25 protein-coding genes and 1 tRNA gene are annotated in these 22,120 nt (G+C 62.0%); 13 read left to right on the forward strand and 13 right to left on the reverse strand.

Annotated elements, in window-relative coordinates:
- The first annotated feature begins 6 nt into the window (after window positions 1–6).
- Together ACEWE8_RS07520 and ACEWE8_RS07525 are read left to right on the forward strand one after the other, a co-directional pair.
- Window positions 7–267 carry a hypothetical protein gene (locus tag ACEWE8_RS07520; protein ID WP_046786976.1) on the forward strand — a complete coding sequence of 87 codons (261 nt, stop codon included), beginning with the start codon at window positions 7–9 and terminating at the stop codon, window positions 265–267.
- A 272-nt stretch (window positions 268–539) separates the two neighbouring features.
- Window positions 540–1,916, forward strand: coding sequence for a glutamine synthetase family protein (locus ACEWE8_RS07525; RefSeq protein ID WP_012312226.1), 1,377 nt, complete (start codon window positions 540–542; stop codon window positions 1,914–1,916).
- A gap of 63 nt (window positions 1,917–1,979) precedes the next feature.
- On the opposite strand, the gene argA is transcribed toward ACEWE8_RS07525, so the two are convergent.
- The gene (gene argA, locus ACEWE8_RS07530) at window positions 1,980–3,278 is read right to left on the reverse strand and encodes an amino-acid N-acetyltransferase (RefSeq protein ID WP_012312225.1); all 1,299 of its coding nucleotides are present in this window, start codon (window positions 3,276–3,278) and stop codon (window positions 1,980–1,982) included.
- Between the two features lie 125 nt (window positions 3,279–3,403).
- Window positions 3,404–4,546: an acetylornithine deacetylase gene (argE, locus tag ACEWE8_RS07535; RefSeq protein WP_046786975.1), complete on the reverse strand. Its 1,143-nt coding sequence runs from the start codon at window positions 4,544–4,546 to the stop codon at window positions 3,404–3,406.
- 114 nt (window positions 4,547–4,660) lie between these two features.
- Between argE and ACEWE8_RS07540 the strand changes: the two genes are divergently transcribed.
- Window positions 4,661–6,037, forward strand: a complete 1,377-nt coding sequence (locus tag ACEWE8_RS07540; protein WP_046786974.1) for an inorganic triphosphatase — start codon at window positions 4,661–4,663, stop codon at window positions 6,035–6,037.
- Between the two features lie 95 nt (window positions 6,038–6,132).
- Here ACEWE8_RS07540 and ACEWE8_RS07545 read toward each other — a convergent pair whose 3' ends face one another.
- A complete protein-coding gene (locus ACEWE8_RS07545) occupies window positions 6,133–6,603 on the reverse strand; it encodes an Lrp/AsnC family transcriptional regulator (protein WP_046786973.1) in 471 nt (156 codons plus the stop codon).
- Window positions 6,604–6,729: 126 nt separating this feature from the next.
- Here ACEWE8_RS07545 and ACEWE8_RS07550 point away from each other — a divergent pair, with 126 nt between their 5' ends.
- The 6 genes from ACEWE8_RS07550 to ACEWE8_RS07575 all read left to right on the forward strand — a co-directional run bounded on the left by ACEWE8_RS07550 (window position 6,730) and on the right by ACEWE8_RS07575 (window position 9,433).
- On the forward strand, window positions 6,730–7,092 hold the full coding sequence (locus ACEWE8_RS07550; protein WP_069974020.1) for a hypothetical protein: 363 nt from the start codon (window positions 6,730–6,732) through the stop codon (window positions 7,090–7,092).
- Window positions 7,083–7,159 (forward strand) — tRNA-Arg (locus ACEWE8_RS07555). Before ACEWE8_RS07550 ends, ACEWE8_RS07555 begins: the two co-directional genes overlap by 10 nt.
- A gap of 210 nt (window positions 7,160–7,369) precedes the next feature.
- On the forward strand, window positions 7,370–7,879 hold the full coding sequence (locus ACEWE8_RS07560) for a hypothetical protein (protein WP_046786971.1): 510 nt from the start codon (window positions 7,370–7,372) through the stop codon (window positions 7,877–7,879).
- 11 nt (window positions 7,880–7,890) lie between these two features.
- A complete protein-coding gene (locus ACEWE8_RS07565) occupies window positions 7,891–8,421 on the forward strand; it encodes a DUF5384 family protein (protein WP_046786970.1) in 531 nt (176 codons plus the stop codon).
- 58 nt (window positions 8,422–8,479) lie between these two features.
- Entirely contained in the window at window positions 8,480–8,803 is a 324-nt protein-coding gene (locus tag ACEWE8_RS07570) for a hypothetical protein (RefSeq protein ID WP_046786969.1), read from the forward strand.
- A 192-nt stretch (window positions 8,804–8,995) separates the two neighbouring features.
- Window positions 8,996–9,433 (forward strand): CBS domain-containing protein, encoded by a 438-nt coding sequence (locus ACEWE8_RS07575; RefSeq protein WP_012312219.1) that lies wholly within the window; start codon window positions 8,996–8,998, stop codon window positions 9,431–9,433.
- A 6-nt stretch (window positions 9,434–9,439) separates the two neighbouring features.
- Here the strand turns inward: ACEWE8_RS07575 and ACEWE8_RS07580 are convergent, their stop codons facing one another.
- From ACEWE8_RS07580 to ACEWE8_RS07590, 3 genes are all read right to left on the reverse strand, one after another.
- Complete coding sequence (locus tag ACEWE8_RS07580; RefSeq protein ID WP_046786968.1) at window positions 9,440–10,078, reverse strand: hypothetical protein; 639 nt, start codon at window positions 10,076–10,078, stop codon at window positions 9,440–9,442.
- Between the two features lie 70 nt (window positions 10,079–10,148).
- Complete coding sequence (locus ACEWE8_RS07585) at window positions 10,149–10,391, reverse strand: DUF2789 domain-containing protein (protein ID WP_012312217.1); 243 nt, start codon at window positions 10,389–10,391, stop codon at window positions 10,149–10,151.
- A gap of 61 nt (window positions 10,392–10,452) precedes the next feature.
- Entirely contained in the window at window positions 10,453–10,911 is a 459-nt protein-coding gene (locus tag ACEWE8_RS07590; protein WP_039601719.1) for an aminoacyl-tRNA deacylase, read from the reverse strand.
- A 96-nt stretch (window positions 10,912–11,007) separates the two neighbouring features.
- Between ACEWE8_RS07590 and ACEWE8_RS07595 the strand changes: the two genes are divergently transcribed.
- On the forward strand, window positions 11,008–12,357 hold the full coding sequence (locus tag ACEWE8_RS07595) for a nodulation protein NfeD (protein WP_046786967.1): 1,350 nt from the start codon (window positions 11,008–11,010) through the stop codon (window positions 12,355–12,357).
- A gap of 2 nt (window positions 12,358–12,359) precedes the next feature.
- Window positions 12,360–13,112 (forward strand): slipin family protein, encoded by a 753-nt coding sequence (locus ACEWE8_RS07600; RefSeq protein ID WP_012312214.1) that lies wholly within the window; start codon window positions 12,360–12,362, stop codon window positions 13,110–13,112.
- Window positions 13,113–13,140: 28 nt separating this feature from the next.
- Here the strand turns inward: ACEWE8_RS07600 and ACEWE8_RS07605 are convergent, their stop codons facing one another.
- The gene (locus ACEWE8_RS07605; protein ID WP_012312213.1) at window positions 13,141–13,773 is read right to left on the reverse strand and encodes a LysE family transporter; all 633 of its coding nucleotides are present in this window, start codon (window positions 13,771–13,773) and stop codon (window positions 13,141–13,143) included.
- Window positions 13,774–13,953: 180 nt separating this feature from the next.
- Window positions 13,954–15,864 (reverse strand): ATP-binding cassette domain-containing protein, encoded by a 1,911-nt coding sequence (locus ACEWE8_RS07610; RefSeq protein ID WP_046786966.1) that lies wholly within the window; start codon window positions 15,862–15,864, stop codon window positions 13,954–13,956.
- Between the two features lie 50 nt (window positions 15,865–15,914).
- Between ACEWE8_RS07610 and ACEWE8_RS07615 the strand changes: the two genes are divergently transcribed.
- Complete coding sequence (locus tag ACEWE8_RS07615) at window positions 15,915–16,397, forward strand: TIGR02444 family protein (protein WP_046786965.1); 483 nt, start codon at window positions 15,915–15,917, stop codon at window positions 16,395–16,397.
- Here the strand turns inward: ACEWE8_RS07615 and ACEWE8_RS07620 are convergent.
- Window positions 16,373–17,446 (reverse strand): AlgP family protein, encoded by a 1,074-nt coding sequence (locus ACEWE8_RS07620; RefSeq protein ID WP_395589239.1) that lies wholly within the window; start codon window positions 17,444–17,446, stop codon window positions 16,373–16,375. The two genes, ACEWE8_RS07615 and ACEWE8_RS07620, sit on opposite strands and share 25 nt — an antisense overlap.
- A 224-nt stretch (window positions 17,447–17,670) precedes the next feature.
- Between ACEWE8_RS07620 and ACEWE8_RS07625 the strand changes: the two genes are divergently transcribed.
- Window positions 17,671–18,336 carry an FKBP-type peptidyl-prolyl cis-trans isomerase gene (locus ACEWE8_RS07625; protein ID WP_046786963.1) on the forward strand — a complete coding sequence of 222 codons (666 nt, stop codon included), beginning with the start codon at window positions 17,671–17,673 and terminating at the stop codon, window positions 18,334–18,336.
- A 9-nt stretch (window positions 18,337–18,345) separates the two neighbouring features.
- Here ACEWE8_RS07625 and ACEWE8_RS07630 read toward each other — a convergent pair whose 3' ends face one another.
- The 4 genes from ACEWE8_RS07630 to ACEWE8_RS07645 all read right to left on the reverse strand — a co-directional run bounded on the left by ACEWE8_RS07630 (window position 18,346) and on the right by ACEWE8_RS07645 (window position 22,112).
- Window positions 18,346–18,816, reverse strand: a complete 471-nt coding sequence (locus ACEWE8_RS07630) for an Rsd/AlgQ family anti-sigma factor (protein WP_046786962.1) — start codon at window positions 18,814–18,816, stop codon at window positions 18,346–18,348.
- A 230-nt stretch (window positions 18,817–19,046) separates the two neighbouring features.
- Complete coding sequence (locus tag ACEWE8_RS07635; protein WP_046786961.1) at window positions 19,047–19,553, reverse strand: disulfide bond formation protein B; 507 nt, start codon at window positions 19,551–19,553, stop codon at window positions 19,047–19,049.
- Between the two features lie 223 nt (window positions 19,554–19,776).
- Complete coding sequence (locus ACEWE8_RS07640) at window positions 19,777–21,015, reverse strand: heme biosynthesis protein HemY (RefSeq protein WP_046786960.1); 1,239 nt, start codon at window positions 21,013–21,015, stop codon at window positions 19,777–19,779.
- Window positions 21,012–22,112 carry a uroporphyrinogen-III C-methyltransferase gene (locus ACEWE8_RS07645; protein ID WP_046786959.1) on the reverse strand — a complete coding sequence of 367 codons (1,101 nt, stop codon included), beginning with the start codon at window positions 22,110–22,112 and terminating at the stop codon, window positions 21,012–21,014. Before ACEWE8_RS07645 ends, ACEWE8_RS07640 begins: the two co-directional genes overlap by 4 nt.
- Between the last annotated feature and the right edge of the window lie 8 nt (window positions 22,113–22,120).

The following is a 22,120-nucleotide window of genomic DNA, read 5'->3' on the forward strand; positions in this document are numbered from 1 at the left end:
TTCTGGATGGAGTGGGTTGCTAAAGCAAAAACCCCCACGCAGGAGCACAGTGGATACACTGGAAACAAGCGTGTCCGTAATGAGTTCGAAGGGCAGGAATACAAGAAAGGAAGCGAAACGGCGCTACGAGGGGTAGTCCAGAAGCGCAAAGCGTCAATTATTGCGGCCAGTGCGACCACCGCGCAATTGATGCGTGCCGGAACGGCAGGGATACCCGAGCGCACTGCACAGGCAGCGCTTTCAGGTCGCGACAAGCGGACCATGTGACCCTCGTATTATTGTGTTTTGGGTTGAGACCGAGCTTAGCCTTGTTCATTTTTTTACACAACACCTCCGTAAAAAATAAAACACGGCTTGTCGGAGATAGCCCTTTGTCAGGGAAATAGCGGATAATGGCACGCCCCGATATGCAGCAAATCTGCCGTCGATGTGCCATTTCAGGGCATCATGGGGTTGGCTTGACATCAGTAAGGCTTTTCGATTGACTGGTCCTGCAAGCCCCCCTTGATTGATATTTTTAACAACAAAGGTGTTGCATCATGTCGGTACCCCCGCGTGCCGTTCAGCTTAACGAAGCGAACGCGTTCCTTAAGGAACATCCTGAGGTTCTCTACGTTGACCTTCTGATTGCAGATATGAATGGTGTGGTGCGCGGTAAGCGCATAGAGCGCACCAGCCTCCACAAGGTTTACGAGAAAGGCATCAACCTGCCGGCCTCCCTCTTCGCCCTCGATATCAACGGGTCCACCGTCGAAAGCACCGGGCTTGGCCTGGACATCGGCGATGCTGACCGCATCTGCTATCCGATCCCGGACACGCTCTGCAACGAGCCGTGGCAGAAACGCCCGACCGCCCAGTTGCTGATGACCATGCACGAGCTTGAAGGCGAGCCGTTCTTCGCCGACCCTCGTGAAGTGTTGCGTCAGGTGGTGAGCAAGTTCGACGACCTGGGCCTGACCATCTGCGCCGCGTTCGAACTGGAGTTCTACCTGATCGACCAGGAGAACGTGAACGGCCGCCCGCAGCCACCACGCTCGCCGATCTCGGGCAAGCGCCCGCAGTCGACCCAGGTATACCTGATCGACGACCTCGACGAATACGCCGATTGCCTGCAGGACATCCTCGAAGGCGCCAAGGAACAAGGCATTCCGGCCGACGCCATCGTCAAGGAAAGCGCCCCGGCACAGTTCGAAGTCAACCTGCACCACGTCCCCGACCCGCTCAAGGCCTGTGATTATGCAGTGCTGCTCAAGCGCCTGATCAAGAACATCGCCTACGACCATGAAATGGACACCACGTTCATGGCCAAGCCCTATCCGGGCCAGGCAGGCAACGGCCTGCATGTACACATTTCCGTGCTGGACAAGGATGGCAACAACATCTTCACCAGCGAGGATCCCGAGCAGAACGCCGCGCTACGTCATGCTGTCGGCGGTGTGCTCGAGACCCTGCCTGCGTCGATGGCGTTCCTTTGCCCGAACGTCAACTCGTACCGTCGCTTTGGCGCCCAGTTCTACGTGCCGAACGCGCCGAGCTGGGGCCTGGACAACCGTACCGTGGCCCTGCGCGTGCCTACCGGTTCGCCCGACGCCGTACGCCTGGAACACCGCGTGGCCGGCGCCGACGCCAACCCGTACCTGATGATGGCCGCCGTACTGGCTGGTGTGCACCATGGCCTGACCAACAAGGTCGAGCCGGGTGAGCCGATCGAAGGCAACTCGTACGAGCAGCTGGAGCAGAGCCTGCCGAACAACCTGCGCGATGCCCTGCGCGAGCTGGACGACAGCGAGATCCTGAACAAGTACATCGATCCGAAGTACATCGACATCTTCGTCGCGTGCAAGGAGAGCGAGCTGGAGGAGTTCGAGCATTCGATCTCCGACCTCGAGTACAACTGGTATCTGCATACCGTGTAAATGAAAACGCCGCCCTCTGGGGCGGCGTTTTTCATGGGTTGGCAGGGCACTCGATTCCCTGGCTTACAGAGACTTTTCGAAAATCTTCGAATTGCGCTGGTAGTTGTACAGCGATGCTCGCGCCGACGGCAGCCGCTCTACCCCACTGGGGGCAAAACCACGCTCGCGGAACCAGTGCGCGGTCCGGGTGGTAAGCACGAACAGGGTATTCAACCCCAACGCCCGCGCCCGGCTCTCGATCCGCTCCAGCAGCTCATCACCGCGCCCGCCATGGCGGTACTCCGGGTTCACTGCCAGGCACGCCAGCTCACCAGCCTGGGAATCGGCAATCGGATACAGCGCCGCGCACGCGATGATCATGCCCTCGCGCTCGACCACGCTGAACTGCTCGATCTCACGCTCCAGCACTTCACGTGAGCGTCGCACCAGAATGCCCTGCTCTTCCAGCGGGCTGATCAGCTCCAGCAAACCACCCACATCCTCGATGGTCGCCTCGCGCACCACTTCGAACTGCTCCTGCGACACCAGCGTGCCGCCACCGCCGCGGGTGAACAGCTCGGTGAGCAGTGCGCCGTCCTCGGCATAGCTGACGATGTGGCTACGCGCCACACCGCCCTTGCAGGCCTCGGCGGCGGCATCGAGCAACTCGCCTTGGTAATCACTGCCCAGCCGCGCCAGGTGTGGTGCAACCTGCTGCGGGCGCAACTCACGCACCAGCTTGCCGCTCTCATCCAGCAGCCCGGGTTCGGCGCCGAACAGCAACAGCTTGTCGGCACCCAATTCGATGGCGGCGCGGGTGGCCACGTCTTCGCAGGCCAGGTTGAAGATCTCACCGGTCGGCGAATAGCCCAGCGGCGAAAGCAGCACAATCGAGCGCTCGTCGAGCAGGCGGCTGATGCCTTTGCGGTCGATGCGCCGTACTTCACCGGTGTGGTGGTAGTCCACCCCTTCGAGCACGCCGATAGGGCGGGCAGTCACCAGGTTGCCGCAGGCCACGCGCAGGCGTGAGCCCTGCATCGGCGAGGCGGCGATGTCCATCGACAGGCGCGCTTCGATGGCCAGGCGCAAGGCACCCACGGCGTCGATCACGCAGTCCAGGGTTGCGGCATCGGTGATGCGCAAACCGTGGTGATAGTGCGGGGTCAGGCCACGGGCGGCCAGCCGGCTCTCGATCTGCGGGCGCGAACCATGCACCAGCACCAGGCGCACGCCCAGGCTGTGCAGCAACACCAGGTCATGGACGATATTGCCGAAATTCGGGTGTTCCACCCCATCGCCGGGGAGCATGACCACAAAGGTGCAGTCGCGATGGGCATTGATGTACGGGGAGGCATGACGCAGCCAGTTGACGTAATCGGGCATGACAGGGCCTGTGGATAAAGTGGACGGAGAACGTTGGATCACACGGCGTTCAGGATCATCGTCGGAACAGGCTTGCGGTCACGCGCGGTCTCCTCTAGGCAAAGACGAATCAGCAGGATGGACGTTTAATTCAGGCAATAGTGCCGGATCAGGTCACGCAATAGACGCACGGTAGGTTCGATTCGTGACATTTCCAGGTATTCGCCCGGCTGGTGGGCACAGGCAATGTCGCCAGGGCCAAGAACGATGGTCTGGCAACCCAGTTGCTGAAGATAAGGCGCTTCGGTACCGAACGCCACCGCTTCGGCGCGATGGCCGGTCAAGCGCTCGGCCACCTGCACCAGTTCGGCATCGGCCGCCTGTTCGAACGGTGGCACCTCGGGGAACAGCGGCGCGTAGTCGATACGCACCTCATGGCGCTCGGCCACCGGCCGAAGCTTCTCACGGATGGCTGCACGCAACTGCTCTACATCCATGCCTGGCAGTGGGCGCAGGTCGAACTCCAGGGCACACTGGCCGCAGATACGGTTGGGGTTGTCGCCACCGTGGATGCAGCCAAAGTTCATGGTCGGCGTGGGCACGGTGAATTGCGGGTTGCGGTAGGTGTCCTGCCATTGCCGGCGCAGGCCCATCAGCTCACCCATCACCGCGTGCATGGCTTCCAGCGCGCTGTGGCCAAGGCTTGGGTCAGAGGAATGGCCGCTACGCCCGAGAATGTCGATGCGGTCCATGAGGATACCCTTGTGCATGCGGACCGGACGCAAGCCGGTCGGCTCACCGATGACCGCCGCACGGCCAAGCGGCTGACCCGCTTCGGCCAGGGCGCGGGCACCGGACATCGAGCTTTCTTCGTCGCAGGTGGCGAGGATCAGCAGCGGCTGCTTGAAGTCATGCTCCAGCAACGGAATCACCGCTTCGATGATCAAGGCGAAAAAACCCTTCATGTCGCAGCTGCCCAGGCCCACCCAGCGGCCATCGACCTCGGTCAGCTTGAGCGGGTCGCTCGTCCACAACTGCTCGTCATACGGCACGGTGTCGCTGTGGCCAGCCAGCACAAGCCCGCCCGGGCCAGTGCCACGGCTGGCCAACAGGTTGAACTTGCCTGGGCTGACCTGCTGGATGTCGCAACTGAACCCCAGGTCGCCCAACCAGCCTGCCAGCAGGTCGATGACCTGGCGGTTGGACTGGTCCAGGGCAGGTTGGGTGCAGCTGACCGAGGGCGCGGCGATCAAAGCGGCAAACTGGTCTTTCAGCGTGGGCAACGGCATGCGCGAACTCCTCGGAAGCATTGCCCATCATAGGGCCATCCGCCGTAAGGAATAAACCGTTGCCGGCACACTGCTGTAGACTGCACGGCAATCACGCCCCTCTTCGAGCCTGCGATGCACAAAGAAACCGAACTCAAGCTTCGCGCCAGCCGCGACACCCTGGCCGCACTGCGCGAGCACCCTCTGCTGAAAAAGCGCAACAAGTCCGGCTGGCAGACCCGCGAGCTGCTCAACCAGTACTTCGACACCCCTGAGCGCGACCTTTCTGCTGCGCGAGTGGCGCTGCGCCTGCGCCGCGACGGCGAGGTGATCATCCAGACCTTGAAGTGCCGTGGCCAAAGCGTCGCCGGCCTGTCCGAACGCAACGAATACGAGTGGCACCTGGACAAAGTCAAACTCGACCTGAAAAAGCTCGACGCCACCTGCTGGCCTGAGCAACTGGCCGAACTTGACAAAAAATCCATCAAACCGCTGTTCACCACCGACTTCACCCGCGAATTCGCTGAGATCGCCTGGGGCCGCGGCAAGAGCAAAGTAGTGATCGAGGCAGCGCTGGACCAGGGCTTCGTGATTGCCGGCAAGCGCAAGGAAGAGATCTGCGAGCTGGAGCTGGAACTGCGCGAAGGTGCCCCCGAGGCGTTGCTGGAGCTGGCCGCCGAGCTGGCCGCCAGCCTGCCCCTGATGCCGTGCGACATCAGCAAGGCCGAGCGCGGCTACCGCCTGCTGGAGCCGGACAGCTATGAGCTGGGCCTGCCAAGCACCGAACTGGACGCCGAAATGCCGGTCGACGATGCCTTCGCTGCCCTCGCCTGGCAACTGCTGGGCAGCAGCCAGCGCCTGGCCGAGCAATACCGCCACAATGGCCACTGGCGCCTGCTGCAGGACTGGGTGCAGTGCCTGGCAGAACTGCGTGCACTGGTCGCAAGCCTTGGCCAGGCCGCGCCGCGTGCCAGCACGCGTGACCTGCGCGCCAGCCTGGACGCGCTGCTGGAAGACTGGCGCCCGCTGGTACAGGCCGGCAATGACGACGAAGACATCCGTCGCGCCGCGCCAGAGCAGTTCCTCGAAGAGCTCGAGGACGTGCGCTGGGGCCAGTTCTCCCTGGAAACATCACGCTGGCTGCTGGCCCGCGCCTGGACCGCAGAGCGCAAGGGCCGTGGCGAACGCCAGGGCAAGGCGCAACTGGCCAGCTGGGTGGCACACCTGCTGGGCGAAGAAGGCCGTGCGCTGAAGCTACCGCTTTACACTCAACGCCCGGAAGACCTGGCAGAACAACTGCCGCGCATCGAACAGTTGCTGGCCTGGCTGCACCATGCGCGCCAGGTACTCGAGGCGCCGCAGATGGACCGCCTGTATGGCGACCTGAAAAAGCTGCATGAGCTGGCTGAACTGCCACTGGCCGAAGAGCCTGGCGAGCTGCTGGAGGCCCGCGTGGAACAAGCCCGTGCGATTGATCAGAGCCGTGGCTGGAAACATCTGCTCAAGGCCTGACATTCGCTTGTGCATCATCGCCGGCAAGCCCCACGATCGCCACGGCCCCCGAGAGCCGTGGTTGACGTGTAGGGGCCGGCTTGCCGGCGACAGCATCAGCGCATCAGCGGCAGGCTGGTGGTGGACTTGATCTCCGACAGCGCCACAATGGAATTCACCTCCTGAATCCCCGGTACGTTCGACAGCTTTTCGAAGAAGAACCGCTCGTAAGCCTCGATATCCTGCGTGACGATACGCAACAGGAAGTCTACTGACCCCATCAGCACATAACACTCCAGCACCTCTGGAAAGCCCCGGATCGCCTCGGTGAACTCGGTGAAGTTGGAGCGACCATGGGCGTTCAGTTTCACCTCGGCAAAGATCTGCGTGTTCAGGCCGACCTTCTTGCGATCGAGCAGGGTGACCTGCCCCCGGATGACCCCCTCTTCCTTGAGCCGCTGAATACGGCGCCAGCACGGCGACTGCGACAGCCCTACGCGCTCGGCAATCTGCGCGCTGGACAGTGACGCATCCTCCTGAAGAAGCTCGAGAATCCGCCGGTCATACGCATCCAGATCGCTTTGCATTAAAAATCCCCCAAGCTTATATTTTTCGAATCAAACAATTCGCCTGAATGGCTAATTCATCAAATAATAGCGAAAAAAAGCCGGCATCAACCTGCCAGAATTTCTCCCACCTTTGCGGAGACCAGCATGAACCCATTTGAACGCCCCCTGCCCCGAACCGATGCCTGGGCCGCCAGCAGTAGCCACAGCAACGTGTGCTATCGCCTGCAAGCCGAAGCCGAGCCGGATACCCTGTGCCGGGTACTCAACCTGTTCGCCCTGCAGTTTCTGACGCCGCACAGCGTGCAGGTCAGCCAGCAGGATGACTTGCTGGACATCGAAATAGGTATCGGCGGGCTGAGCAGGCATCGGGCCGAGGTGATTGCGCAAAAATTGCGCAATCTGGTGTGCGTCGCGCAAGTGCGCCTGGATCAGGAAAAATGGACAAAGATCAAGGCGATGGACGCAATCGAATCAGATGGGTATCATGCGTGCGCGTTGCACTCGTAGCTCAGCTGGATAGAGTACTGCCCTCCGAAGGCAGGGGTCGTGGGTTCGAATCCCGCCGAGTGCGCCATCTTGATAACGAAGCCCGCCATGCGCGGGCTTCGTCGTTTCTGCAAGGCCTCGCCCTTCAGTCCACCTTTATTCCCAACAGCGATAACCTCACGCTCCTTTAGCTCTCGTGGCTTTACCTCATTGAATTCATCTGATTACAATGATGGCATTATGCCTCATCCATGTAATGGATTGCGCTCGGTTACCCATACCCTCCAGGGACTTAGGAATGAAAATGCTGAAACACTGCCTGGCCTTTACCATCGCTGCGACGCTCGTAGGTTGCCAGGCGACCGGTGAGCAATACCAATCCGACGTGTTTGATGCCAGCCAGGTGAATACCCAGCAGGAAGCCAAGACCGTGAAAATCATCACGGTCTCGCCGACCAGGATCAAAGTCAGCAACGAGAAAAACAAAAAGGCCGCGATGATGGTTGGCGGTGTGCTGGGTGCACTAGGTGGCGCGGCCCTGGGTGCTGGCCACAACAAGGACACTGCGATCATCGGCGGCGTGGCCGGCGGCGGTGCTGGCGCCCTTGCAGGGTCATTTGTCAATGACACTTCGTTGGTGCCTGGCGTACTGATCGGCTACTCGGAAAACGGCAAGATCTACACTTCGGCCCAGGTCGGCCGCCCGTGCGATTACGAAGTGGGTGGCATCTCTCTGATGGTCATGACCATTTCCAACGAAACTCGCATCCAGCCGAATGCGACATGCCCAGATCCGAAAAAGAGCTGAGGCCTGAGAACATGAAGCACTTTGTTCTGGGTACCGCCCTTGCGCTGTCTGCCGCCACTGCCGCAGCGGGCCAGTTCGACCAGCTCTATCAGATCGAACAGCAGACCAAACAGTCCCAAGCTGCGCTGGAAGCCGAACGCCTACGCCAGGCAGCCGCTGCTCAACAGCGTGCCGAGGCTCGCGAAGCCGCAGCCCGCCAGCAGCGAGCCTCGTCTCAACGTGCGGCTGCGCAGCGTGCGGCCGAGCAACAGCAAGCGCAGGCTGTCGAACGCAAACGCGTTCAAGGCCGCGAAGAAGCCTATGAAGATGACTTGCGCGCACTGGAGCTGGAAGAACGACGTCTGGCCCTGCAAGCCAAAAAAGCCAAGGTCGCCCGCGCCAACGACTACATCGATGCCGAGCTGCGTGACAGTGCCGCACGCACCGACGTGATCCAGTCCAATGCCGACGCCGCACGCAACGTCACATCAGGGGCCAAGTCGCTGCTGGAAGATGCCGGCAAGGCTGAAGTGAAACGCGCTGGCAGTCTGTTCGGCGAATAACCATCAACAATGCCGTCCCGGTCAAACGACCGGGATCGCCCATTGTAGAGACCTCATCATGCTACGTCTGATCATGCTGGCTTCAGCCAGCCTGTTGCTTGGCGGTTGCCTGCAAGAAGAAACACCGTTTCCGACCGTGGACCTGCACGGTCGCCTGGAAGTCGACCATCCGATGACCACTTCGCGCCAGGCGCAGGGTATCGAGGGCGAATACTTCAAGCGCGTGCTGAGCGTGAACGGCCAGGATATGGCCTTCAACGATTTCGTCAAACAGTACTGCCCTGATAGCAACACGCGTAACGAAACCTGCCTCAAGGCCTTTCGCATCAAAAAGATCGATGATGTCAGTGGCGCCACAAGGTTCCTACCCAACGGCCTGTGATCAACCGCAAAATGACGCGCACCAAAAGGCTCAGGCACCTGCCTGAGCCTTTTTCGTTTGAGCAACCAGACCAGCACCGCCCATGACGTTTTTCAATCGACTCGATGCCGTTTCCTGCATTGCCGTGCAGGCCACCGTGCCGGATGCTTTAGTTACTCCAAGAGCTCGTTTTTTCCACCCGCAGAGGCCTGTATGAAGAACGTCGAACAAATCCTCAAGACCAAGTCCCAGCACCAGACCGTCTACACCATCGGCCCTGATGACTCGGTGCTCGACGCCCTGAAAATGCTGGCGGAGAAAAACGTCGGTGCGCTGCCGGTCGTGGAGAACAACCAGGTAGTGGGAATCGTCAGCGAGCGTGACTATGCCCGTAAGCTCGTGCTCAAGGGGCGCTCTTCGGCGGCCACGCCAGTGCGGGAAATCATGAGTGCACCTGTGGTCACGGTGGAGCCCAAGCAGAATCTTGAGTACTGCATGAACCTGATGACCAACCGCCACCTGCGCCACCTGCCAGTGGTCAGCAATGGCGAGCTGCTCGGGCTGCTGTCGATCGGCGACCTGGTCAAGGAAACCATCGCCGAACAGGCCAGCCTGATCCTGCAGCTGGAGCAGTACATCCGCGGCGAATGACCAGGCTCAGTGGTAGGCGCGCTCCAGTTCGTCCAACTGATGGTCGAAGCTGCGCAGGCGCGCCGACCAGGTATGCACCAGCACTTCAAGATCACGATTGAGTACTGCCGTGTTGCCTTGGCCACTGCTCAGGGGCTCGCACAGGTCGAGTTGGTAACGCTCGCGTGCCATGGCCGTGGCCACACTGGAGAGATCGCGGGCGTTGGCCAGCCAGTGATGCTGATGATCGTGGATCTCGCGGTCCAGCACCCGGCACTGGCGCTTGAGCGCATCCAGGCTTTGCTCCAGGGGTGTGCCCTTGAGCTCGCCCATCACTTCCTCGAAGGTGCGCCCCGAGTGCCAATAGCTGCCCCAGAAATACCGGTCGAAAACCGTCTCTACCCGGCGTAGCGCTACCTTGGTGTTCCAGATGGTGAGCAATGTTCGCCCCTGGATCACCTCGCGCTTGTTCAGGTGCAGTTGCTGCCAGGCGATCCACGTAAGGCCCAGCAACGCGACCGCCGCCGCGACTGCCGCCGCAGCGTACAGAAACTGCACAGCCTGGCTCATCTGGTGTGTATGGCGGATACCGTAGAAGTAACCGGCCGTCAGGGTGCCCAGGATGGTCACGGTGCACCAGAAACCTGGTGCGTAGGGATCTTTCATCGCGCATATCCCCTTATTGTTTTCCTGAGCATAGCAACGGCCGATCACTCGTCAGGTGCCGCTCGGCGCTTTATTTGCGGGGGCGGCGCAACGCTTCGTTGAGTTGATCGAAGGGCACTGCCCAATCGGAATCTTCAATGATGCTCTCCTTGAGAAAAGCGCGCTGGGAGTCGCTCCAGAACGGCGCATCCACTAGCTTGATCTCGTTTTTCAGCGGTGAATGGCTGGTGATGAACTGATCGATGCTCTGAGGGTCGTCGGGCAAGCCCAACTGCTTGAACAGCTCGGAAAAGTGGTGGGTAGGCGCTTCCATGTTTCCTCCTGGGTACCGGGCGGGCCGTCCACGACGCCAGCCCGGCATTGGTTTGAGAACATCAGCACAGCTCGCGTACTTCGGCTTGCGGCACCAGTTTCAGGTACTGCTCCATGCTCATGTGGATCAGGTGATCGTGGTCACCTGCCTCCAGGTAGACATCGCCCTGGCGGGTAAGACTCGAATCGAGCAGCATCTTTATCTGATAAGCGTCACCCATTGCCGGGATGGCGCCACGCTCGCAGTCACCGAACAAGCTCGGCAGGCCGCTTTCGCGGGTCAGTTGCCAGGCGCCAGACATGCGTACCTTGCTCATGTCCAGGTGCCGATTGGCAGGCAGCACCGCCATGATGTAGTTGCCATGGCGGTCGTCGAGCATGACCGACTTGGCAACCCGCTCGGCCGGCACACCAGCCGTACGCGCCGATTCCAGGCTGGTCGCCGAGTGGGGATGGGGAATGATGTCGTAGTCGCAGTTGGCCTGGTCCAGGCGCTGCTGCAGGGTCTTGGCCATTCGCATGATGCACCTCCGGTTTCGCCCCCATCTCCAATTTTAGGCCCTGCCTGGGCAGGCATGGCTAAACTTGGGGTATAGAAGCGAACAAGGTGACGACAGGTGATCGCTCGCTGCTGGCGCTGGTGGTTATTGGTGCTGATGCTTGGCCTCGCCCCGGGCAGCCAGGCCGCGCCTGGGGCGATCTGGGTGCTGAGCATCGATGATGCCATAGGGCCGGCCAGCGCCGACTATGTGGTGCGCGGCCTGGATCAGGCCAAGGAACAAGGCGCGCAACTGGTGGTGATCCGCATGGATACACCCGGCGGCCTGGACAGCGCCATGCGCCAGATCATCAAGGTCATCCTCGCCAGCCCCGTGCCGGTTGCGACCTTCGTTGCCCCAGGCGGTGCCCGTGCTGCCAGCGCTGGCACCTACATCCTGTATGCCAGCCACGTGGCGGCCATGGCGCCGGGGACCAACCTCGGCGCCGCCACCCCCGTGCAGATTGGCGGCCCTGCAGGTACACCAAAGGATGACAAGGCCAAGCCCGACGCCAATGAACAAGCCCTTGCGCGCAAGCAGGTGAACGATGCAGCCGCGTATATCCGCGGCCTGGCGCAGCTGCGCGGGCGCAACGCCGACTGGGCGGAAAAGGCTGTACGCGAAGCGGTAAGCCTGTCGGCCAGCGAAGCGCTCAAGCAGAAGGTGATCGACCACGTGGCCAACGACCTGCCTGACCTGCTGCGCCAGCTCGACGGCAAGACCCTGATCGCCGCTGACCAGCCGCGCCAGTTGCAGACCCGCGACGCCAACCTGGCCGAGCATCTGCCGGACTGGCGCACGCGCCTCTTGGCCGTGATCACCAACCCCAGCGTGGCACTGATCCTGATCATGATCGGCGTCTATGGCCTGCTGTTCGAGTTCATGAACCCTGGCTCCGGCGTGGGCGGCGTGGTCGGTGGCATCTGCCTGTTGCTGGCGCTGTATGCCCTGCAATTGCTACCGGTGAGCTTCGCCGGTGTCGCGCTGGTCATGCTCGGTATCGCCTTCATGATCGCCGAGGCGTTCCTGCCCAGTTTTGGTGTGGTCGGCTTTGGCGGCATCGTGGCGTTCGTGGTGGGCGCGGTCATCCTGATAGACACCGACGCCCCCGGCTTTGGCATTCCGCTGGCGTTGATCGCGAGCCTGGCGGTGCTCTCGGCATTGTTGATCGGTGGCGTGTTGGGCATGGCCCTCAAAGCTCGCAAGCGGGCCTTGGTCAGCGGTGATGCCGGCCTGGTCGGCAGCTTGGTGAGTGTCTCTCAGGTGGTGGCAGGCAATCCGTTCTGTGGCGCGGTAATGGCCCAGGGCGAACAATGGCAGGTCCAGTGCACTACGCCCTTGCAGCTCGGCCAGCAGGTGCGGGTCACCGCGCGTCATGGCGTGATGCTCGAAGTGAGCGCTGCTGCCCCTACAGCGCAAGGAGAATGACGATGTTCATGCAATTGGGTTTCGGCGCCCTGCTGATGCTGCTGGGCGTCCTGCTGCTGTCGGCGTTTCGCATCTTGCGCGAATACGAGCGCGGCGTGGTGTTCCAGCTGGGGCGCTTCTGGCAGGTCAAAGGCCCGGGGCTGATCCTGCTCATCCCCGTGATCCAGCAGATGGTTCGGGTGGACCTGCGCACCGTGGTGCTGGATGTGCCGCCGCAGGATGTGATCACCCGCGACAACGTGTCAGTGAAGGTCAATGCGGTGCTGTATTTCCGCGTGCTCGACCCTCAGAAGGCGATCATCCAGGTCGAAGACTTCCTGGTCGCCACCAGCCAGCTGGCGCAGACAACGCTACGTGCGGTGCTGGGCAAACATGAGCTGGACGAGTTGCTGGCCGAGCGCGAGCAGTTGAACCTGGATATTCGTCAAGTGCTGGACGCGCAAACCGATGCCTGGGGCATCAAGGTGGCCAACGTCGAGATCAAGCACGTCGACCTCAACGAATCGATGGTCCGCGCCATTGCCCGTCAGGCCGAAGCCGAGCGTGAACGCCGGGCCAAGGTCATCCACGCCGAAGGGGAACTGCAGGCGTCCGAGAAGTTGATGCAGGCCGCGCAGATGCTCAGCAAGGAGCCGGGGGCCATGCAGTTGCGCTATATGCAAACGCTGGGGTCGATTGCCGGCGACAAGACATCGACCATCGTGTTTCCGATGCCGTTGGACTTGCTCAAGGGGATGATGGACCGAGAGAAATGAGGGGCCTGCGCAAGGCCCCGCAAATCGGTCAGACAGGTGCGCGGCGCAAGGTCGCCAGGAACGTGGCAGCACCAATGAACAAGCCGGCGAATGTCCGGTTCAAGCGCTTCTGTTGCTTGGGGGTGCGCAACAGGCGCAGCACCCGTGAAGCCAAGCCGGTATAACCCGCCATCACCAGCATGTCGACGGTGACCATGGTGACCGTGATCGCCACGTATTGTGGCAACAGCGGAGCATGCGGGTTGATGAACTGCGGCAGTACAGCGAGCATGAACACCAGCGCCTTGGGGTTGCTGACGTTGACCAGGAAACCTCGGAACACCAGGCTCAACGGCTTGCCGATCGGACGCACGGCGGACTCATCGGTCATGTCCATCGGCAAAGCGCGCCATTGCTTGTAGGCCAGGTAGACCAGGTACGCGACGCCGAACCATTTGATGATGGTGAACGCTGTAGCGGAAGCGGCAAGGATGGCGCCGACACCCGCTGCGATGATGGCGATCTGCACGACCAGGCCAATCTGCAGGCCCAGCGCGTTCCAGTAGCCGCGCCAGAAACCATATTGCAGGCCGCTGGACATCGAGGCGATCGCCCCGGCCCCGGGTGAAAGGCTGATCACCCAACACGCGGCAAAGAAGCCCAACCACACTTCCATCGACATCACACACCTCGCTCGAACATATGTTGCAAAACGTTAACCTAAGGTTTTGGCGAAAAAATAACCAGCGAATTTTGCAGAGTTCAAAGGCAAGCCGGGTATTTCGGGTGTGCTGTAAATGCCCGGCCTGACATCCGCAAATCCTATAGCGATCTGGCCCTCAAGCCTGCGCCAACCCAGGCTTCAGGACAGCGCCTCAAGCTCGGCCTGCATGCTCTCCAACGTTTCCAGGGCTTGCATCCAGCCTTCCTCGAGTTCGCCTTCACGCTGCTTGAGCTTGCTCTGGCGGGCCAGCAGGTCGCGCAGTTCATCTTTGCGCGCCACCTCGTAGAGGCCGCTGTCGCCCAAGGCGGTTTCGATCTCGGCCAGTTGCGCATGCACCTGGTTGAGCTCGGCCTCCAGCTTGTCGGCAGCCTTCTTGTGCGGTGCCAGTTGCTGGCGCAAGGCAGCGGCGGCCTGGCGCTGGGCCTTCTTGTCGGTCTTGTCCGGGTTGGCCGGCGCGTTGCTCGCCGGTGCGCTGCGCTGCCGGTACTCGACCAGCCAACGGCTGTAGTCGTCCAGGTCGCCATCGAAGGTATCGACCTTGCCATCGGCCACCAGCAGGAAATCGTCGGTAGTGCTCTTGAGCAGGTGACGGTCGTGGGACACGACTACCACGGCACCGGCAAACTCCTGCAACGCCATGGTCAGCGCCAGGCGCATTTCCAGGTCCAGGTGGTTGGTCGGTTCGTCGAGCAGCAGCAGGTTTGGCCGCTCCCAGGCGATCAGGGCCAGCGCCAGGCGGGCTTTTTCGCCCCCGGAGAAATTCACCACCGGCTCGTCCACGCGGTCGCCATGGAAGTCGAACCCGCCGAGGAAGTCACGCAGGGTCTGCTCGCGCTCGGCCGGCGCAATGCGCTGCAAGTGCAACAGCGGGCTGGCCTTGTCGTCCAGCGAGTCCAGCTGATGCTGGGCGAAGTAACCGACTGCCAGGTTCTCACCCAGCACCAGGCGGCCCGACAGCGGCGCTAGTTCGCCGGCAAGGTTCTTGATCAGGGTCGACTTGCCGGCGCCGTTAGGGCCCAGCAGGCCGATGCGCGCACCGGGCACCAGCTGCAGCTTGACCTTGTCGAGGATCGCCTTGTCGCCATAGCCCAGACAGCCTTCGGAAAGGCTCAGCAGCGGGCTGGAAATCTTCTGCGATTCACGGAAAACGAAGTCGAACGGCGAATCGACGTGCGCCGCCGACAGCTCTTCCATGCGCTCCAGGGCCTTGATCCGGCTCTGCGCCTGGCGGGCCTTGGTGGCTTGGGCCTTGAAGCGGGCAATGTACTTTTCCATGTGCGCACGCTGGGCCTGTTGCTTCTCGTAGGCTTGCTGCTGCTGCGCCAGGCGCTCGGCACGGGTGCGTTCGAAGGCGGTATAGCCACCCTTGTACAGGTTCAGCTTGCGCTGCTCGACGTGCAATACATGGTCGACAACAGCATCCAGGAAATCGCGGTCGTGGGAAATCAGCAACAGCGTGCCCGGGTAGCCCTTGAGCCAGTCTTCGAGCCACAGGATCGCATCGAGGTCCAGGTGGTTGGTCGGTTCGTCGAGCAGCAGCAGGTCGGATGGGCACATCAGGGCCTGGGCCAGGTTCAGGCGCATCCGCCAGCCACCGGAGAAGTCGCCGACGCGGCGGTCCATCTGCTCGTTGGTAAAACCAAGACCGGCCAGCAATTTGCGCGCACGGGCATCGGCGGTATAGCCGTCAGCGCTTTCCAGCTCACTGTGCAGGCGTGCCAGGGCCGTGCCGTCGTGGGCCGTCTCGGCCACGGCGAGCTCGGCCTGGACCTTGCGCAGGCGCGCGTCGCCATCTAGCACATAGTCCACGGCCAGGCGATCGAGCGTATCGACCTCCTGACGCATGTGGGCGATGCGCCAGTCACCCGGCAGCTGGCAGTCGCCACCATCAGGCGACAGCTCACCGCGCAGCAAGGCGAACAGGCTGGATTTTCCGGCGCCGTTAGCGCCGATCAGGCCGGCCTTGTGACCGGCGTGCAGGGTCATCTCGGCGCCTTCTAGCAAGCGCTGCGGACCACGCTGTAAAGTGAGGTTGGATAGTCTGATCATGATGGTCGCGGAGTCTACCAGCTTCCTCGACCCGGAGCGTAAGTGGAATCATGTACACCGACCTGTGGAATTACGCCCTGGCCCTGTATGCCCGGCCGGGAGTCGAAGCGGCTTGCCTGAGCGTTCAGGCCCAGGGGGGCGATGTGTGCCTGCTGCTGTGCGCAAGCTGGCTGCAAACCCGAGGTGTCGCCGTAGAAGCCGGGCGAATCGACGCTTTGCGCGCCATTGCCGAGCCTTGGCAAACTGAAGTGGTAACGCCGCTACGCAGTTTGCGCCAGCAATGGCGGACGGCCGCACAGCATGACCTGCACCTGGAGGCGTTGCGTGAGTACGTAAAGGGCTTGGAACTGCAGGCGGAGAAGCGCTTGCTGCAACGCCTTGAGGAATGCGCAAGGCAATGGCCCACGGGCTCGCTTGAGCCCGCAGACGATTGGCTGGCCAGGCTGGCGCCCGACCAGGTCCGTGGCCACGACTCGCTGGCTCAGCTGCGAGTCGCCGCCACAGGGCTTCAGGAGGCCGAAGACGGCGTCTGAGACGAGGTGCTTGCCGGTGCCGAGGACGGCGCCGGGGTAGCGGGGCCTGCCGAGTTGGTCACCGCAGGCGTAGCCGGCTTGGCTTCAGCCGGTTTGCTGGCGACCGGCTTGGCAGCGGCAGGTTTGGCCGCAGCCTTGGCCGGAGCTTTGGCGGCTGGCTTGGCGGCTGGCTTGGCGGCTGGCTTGGCGGCTGGCTTGGCGGCTGGCTTGGCTGCAGGCTTGGCTGCAGGCTTGGCTGCAGGCTTGGCGGCAGCTTTCGCAGCGGGCTTGGCTGCAGTGGTTTTAGCCGGCGCTTTGGCCGCGGCCGGTTTAGCCGCAGCCCCTTTGGAAGCGGCTGGTTTGGCGGCAGGCTTGGCAGCAGCGGTTTTGGCCGGGGCCTTGGTGGTAGCTGGCTTGGCCGCAGCAGCGCGCGATGGCGCCTTGGCTGCAGCCACTTTGGCAGCGGCCGGTTTGGCTGCAGGTTTAGCCGCAGCCTTGGCCGGGGCTTTTACGGCAGCAGGCTTGGCAGCAGCGCGCGACGGCGCCTTGGCAGCGGCGGCCTTGGCAGGCGCTTTTGCGGCAGCTTTGGCGGCCGGCCTTGCTGCAGGTTTGGCCGCTGCTCTGGCAGGCGCTTTTGCAGTGGCTGGCTTAGCCGATTTGGCTGCCACAGCCCGCTGGTCCAGTGCCTTGCCAGCAGCCTCACGCACCTTGCCTACCCCCTGGGCCAGCTTCAGGCTTTCCTGGGCATCGCGTTTGAGTTGCTGAATATAAGTACGGGTTTGCGTCTGACGCTCTTTGAGCGAGTCGAGCAACGACTCAAGTTCACCAATGGCTTTCTGGGCTTTGCCCTGGGCCTTGGCTTTACCTGCCTTGGCCGCGTCCTGCAACTTCAGGCGACCGTTGTGCAGTTTTTCCTGGGCCTTGCCGCGCTGCTTTTCCAACTTTGCCAGCAGTTTTTCCGCATCAGCCAGCGCTTGCGAGCAGGCATCTTCCAAGTGTTCGAGCAAGCTGCCCGAAAGTTGCTGGAGCAGGTGTAACGGCGTACTTACAGGCTTCTTCTTGGCCGACATGGTTTACCTCCTGGCTGACGAGTTTGCGGCTAATACTATGCTTGTGCTGCTACCGCCGCTAGGGCATGTTGACAGTATCGTTGGCGCCGCGTTGCATGCCTGGGCAAAGTTGTTGTCTTGCAGCTGCGTGAAAGTGTAGTTGCTTAGCAAATCGTTGCCGACATTTACGCAAATCGAAGCAACAAGGCTGGCATACTTCGCAGCTCTTGAGCTCGGAGTTGACCATGCCTCGTTATCTTCTTATCGGCCTGTGCCTGGCGGCTCCTATCGCACTCGCCGCCCCCGAAACGGCTCCTGCCAGCGATCACGACGTGGCCTACAGCCTGGGCGCAAGCCTTGGAGAGCGACTGCGCCAGGAAGTGCCTGGATTGCAGCTGGAGGCGTTGGTTGAAGGCCTTCGCCAGTCCTATCAGAACCAGCCCCTCAAACTCGACAAGGCTCGCATGCAAGCCATTCTTCAGCAGCATGAAGAACAGGCGAACAACGCCGCCGTGCAAGCCGAAGTGGAAAAACTGCAAGCTATCGAGGCGCGTTTCATGGCCAATGAACGCGCACGCGCCGGTGTGCATGAGCTGCCTGAGGGCGTGCTCTACAGTGAACTGAAAAGTGGTATCGGCGCGCAGCCCAACCCCAAGGGCAAGGTGCAAGTACGCTATGTAGGCAAGTTGCCTGACGGCACGGTGTTCGATCAGAACCTGCAGCCACAGTGGTTCAGCCTGGACTCGGTCATCGAAGGGTGGCAGGTGGCGTTGCCACACATGAAAGCAGGAGCGAAATGGCGCCTGGTGATCCCCTCGGCACAAGCCTACGGTGCCGAGGGCGCGGGTGATCTGATCGCGCCCTATACACCTCTGGTGTTCGAAATCGAGCTGCTGGCGGTCGGCGGCTGACGTCGACCCTCAGGCCTGGACCGCGTCTTCTTCCTTGTGCGCGTTGTGCAACACCTCGATCAGGCAGTCTTCGAGCTCGAAGCGTTCGTGCAGCAGGCTGCCGAGCTTGCCGAGTTTATCGGCGAAGCGCTCAGTGTCCTTGCAATCACCTTTCTCGCAATGGTCATTGAAAGCCAGCGCAATCTGGGTAATGTCATTGATCCGCGGGTTGATCTCTTCAGCCAGCTTCAGCGCTTTCTGGTCACCAAACGCCTTGGCCTCGGTGACCAGTTGTTCACTGACCTCGAAATGCCAGGCTGACACGTAATCGACAAGCACCGCACAAAAGTCGCGGCTCTTGTCCTTGTCCGCAAATGCCGGCTTGGCATCGCGCAAGGCACCGAAGGCCTGAACCAACTCCTCCCGCTCCTTGAGCCAGGTGTCGATCAGCTTGTGAACCCCACCCCAGCGTTCCTGGGCGTTCTGACAACTATCGAGCATGGCGATCTCTTCCCTTCTGGGTAGATGCCGCTGCACCTCGCACCCCGATCGTGCGGTACAAAGGTGACATCAGCAGGACGGCATCGAGCAGTTGTGTTTTTGGTATGCGTGCTGGGAGATTATTCCCGCGCGTGCTGCCCTTCAAGGTACGCAGCAGACAAAGTTCATACAAGTGTTTAATACCCTGGGGTATCACCACTGGTCGTGCCGGCTACCGCAGCCGCGCCAACTCAAGCTTTGCCCAGTGTGCGGAAACGATACGCCAGCAGGCAGGTCAAGGGCAGCACTGCCAGCAGCAAGAAGGCCAACAGGCTCCATTCGGGCAAGGTCAGGTCAAGAAAGCTCCAGGTCAACGAGCTGCAATCGGGGCCGCCGAGCAAGAGTTGACGGGCCGCTTCACGCCAGGAGCTTTCCACTACATGCCAGAAAGGCGCCGGGCACTCGTGGCTTGTACCAATTTCCCCTTGTATCCAGACATGCCTGGCCGCCAGCAGGGCCCCGGCTGCCGAACAGCCCAGGGCTGCTCGCGCATACTGGCACACAGCGGCAACGCCCGACGCATGCACAGCCGCACACAGGCAGATCATGGCATACACACCCAACAGAAACCGCTGGCTGAAGCACAGCGGGCAAGGCACCAGACCGAGGGTGCGCTCCAGGTAAAAGGACGCGACCAGCACCGCCAACGAGGCAAGGCAGGCCGGTAGAAAAAACGTGCGCAAGCGGGCCGGCAACATGAAAGGTGGTGGTCCCGGGGCAAATTGAGTGGCTTGGAACGGTAGAGGAAAGATGTGCTTTGTTTCAAGGCACTACAGGGGAGATAAGTCACTGAGGGGTAGAAGAAATTTCCACTCGCATTGTGGGAAATTTCTTGCGAAGCGTATTACAGAAGAAAACAGGTATCGCGAGACTCACCAGCCACCCCATGAGCCCGCCCTCAGTGCGGGCTCATGGGGCCTCTCAGGCGCGCACGGCCTCGGGCAATGGCAGGGCCAACAACCGCTCATCAAGCAGGCCCAGGCCTTCCTGGAACAGCTGGTTACTGCGTTCGGTCTCACCAAGGCCAGCCAGCAGCCGGGCCAGTTCGGCGCAGGTTTCCGGGTTGCGCTCCATGCGCAAGCTGCTTTCCAGGTAATCGCGCGCCTTGCCCCAAAGGCGGTTCTGCAAGCAAAGGCGTCCAAGCGTCAGCAACAGGCTCGGGTCCTGGGGATGCGCCTTGAGCCAGCCCTCGGCTGTTTGCAGTTGACGCGCCGGATCATCGCCGCGCACCAGGCCATACAGGCGCGCCAGGTGGCTTTCGTAGTCACGTTTGAGGGCAGCGCGTAGTACCTGTTCGGCTTCGCCTTGAGCGCCCACCTGGCGCAGTTGTTCGGCATAAGCCAGCACCAACCGGGGCTCCTGACGCTGGGCCGCAGTCAGCTGTTGCCAGGCGCGCTCCAACGACTGACGGGCGCTTTGCTCATCGTCGCCACGGGTCGCCGCAAGCCCCAGGTTCTGACCCCAGGCACGCTGTTCCAGTGCAGCGAGTTCCTCGGCCGGCAGCACTTTGCCCTTGCGCAAGTCGGGCAACAGGCGAATCAACGCCGACCAGTCGCCGCGCTCCAGATACAGGCGCTGCAACAAGCGCAAGACCTGATTGTTGTGCGGGTGCCGCTCCTGCATGGCCAGCAGGGCTTCCAGGGCGCCATCGCTTTCGCCACGGTCCATCTGCAATTGCGCATGAGCCAGGGCGACCGCCAGTTCCGCCTGGGGCTGACGCTCCAGTGCACGCTCGAGCAGGTTGTCCCTGTCTTCCGTTCGCCCCTGTTCATTGGCCGCACGCGCGGCACCGAGGTAATACAGCAATGGCTGGCGTTCGGCCTCGGCAGCGCGGTGCAAGTGACGTTGGGCGCTGGCCCAACGACCCTCGGCGAGGTCCAGCTGGCCCTGCTCGATTGCGATGCGAATGCGGCGGCTGCGGTTGCGTCGCGACCAGGGGTTGACCACACCACTGGACGTCAGCACCAGCCCAACCAGATAGCGCAGCAGCCACAACAGTGCGAGCACGGCAACCAGCGCCGCGAGCGCCGCCCACAGCCCGGACTGGTAACGGAAGCCACCGTAGGAAATCAATACGTAGCCGCTGTGCTTGGCCACCGCGATGCCCAGTGCCGCAGCGATCACGATCGCCAGCACGGCCAGCAGGTACACACGTTTCATGGCTTGCTCCCCTCACCCTCGGCAGGCAGATGGCGGCGCTGGATATACGCCTGCACCGCAGCCAGGCTTTCGCTCAGGTCCGGGGTAACCACCGACACCGGTTGCTCGGCCAGCGCATTGAGGCTTTCGAGCATGGCCTTGCTCTGCGGGTTGTCAGCGTTGAAATTGGCCACCAGCACACTGCGCGCATCATCCAGCGCCTGGGTGTAGACCTTGGCGTCGCCATTGAGCGCAGCCCACTGGGCTTGCTCGATGGTCAGGCTCAGGGCCAGGCGCAACTGGTTGAGCGACTGCCCGGCCAGCAACGGACGGACGTTGTCGTCGGCGTTGAAATCGATCTGGAAGTACTTGGAAATCTCCGCCCACCACTGCGCCAGGCGGCTGGCGCCATCGCCATCGGCGGTCAAAGCACCGAGGGCATCGGCATCGCTGTCGAATTCCGGCGACTGGGCGTTGAGCTGCTGCACCAACTCCCGCTGGGCAGCCAGCTTCAGATACAAACCGGTACGGTCCGGCTGCTGGGTGCTGTTGAGCGTTGCCAGGCTACGCGCCAACTGCTCGCGCGCGGCAAACGAGCCAGGGTCGCTCTGCTCGCGCAGGATTTCGTCGGCGCCTTCGACCAGGGCCTTGGCGCTGGTGATGTCCTGCAGGGCCGAAAGCCGCAGGGTGGCCAGGCGCAACAGGTGCTCGGCCTCGGCCAGGCGCCATTCCTTGCGGCTTTCGCCAAGCACGGTTTCAAGCCGCTGGCTCAAGCGCTGCTGGTCACCCTGCAACTGCGCCACCAGGCGGCGGCGGTCTTCCAGTTCGCTGGCTGCCGGCAGGCTGGCCAACTGGGCACTGATCTGTTGCTCGCGCTGCTGCAGTGCAGCGGCACGCTGGCTAAGCGCCTCGAGGTGCTCACCCTGGCTCAGCTCACTGCCTTGCAGATGCCGCACCTGCCAGACACCCCACCCGCCCACTGCGACCCCAGCGGCACCCACCAACAATGCCAGCAAGGCCAGGCCTGTGCCGGAACGTTTGGCAGGTGGGGGGGTGACGGGTTGCGTCGGCTCCTGCGCCGACGGCTGATCATTGTGGGACAAGACAGTTTCGCTCACGTATCCAT

This window comes from Pseudomonas sp. TR47 (genome assembly GCF_044143025.1).
Classification (GTDB): Bacteria; Pseudomonadota; Gammaproteobacteria; order Pseudomonadales; family Pseudomonadaceae; genus Aquipseudomonas; species Aquipseudomonas putida_E.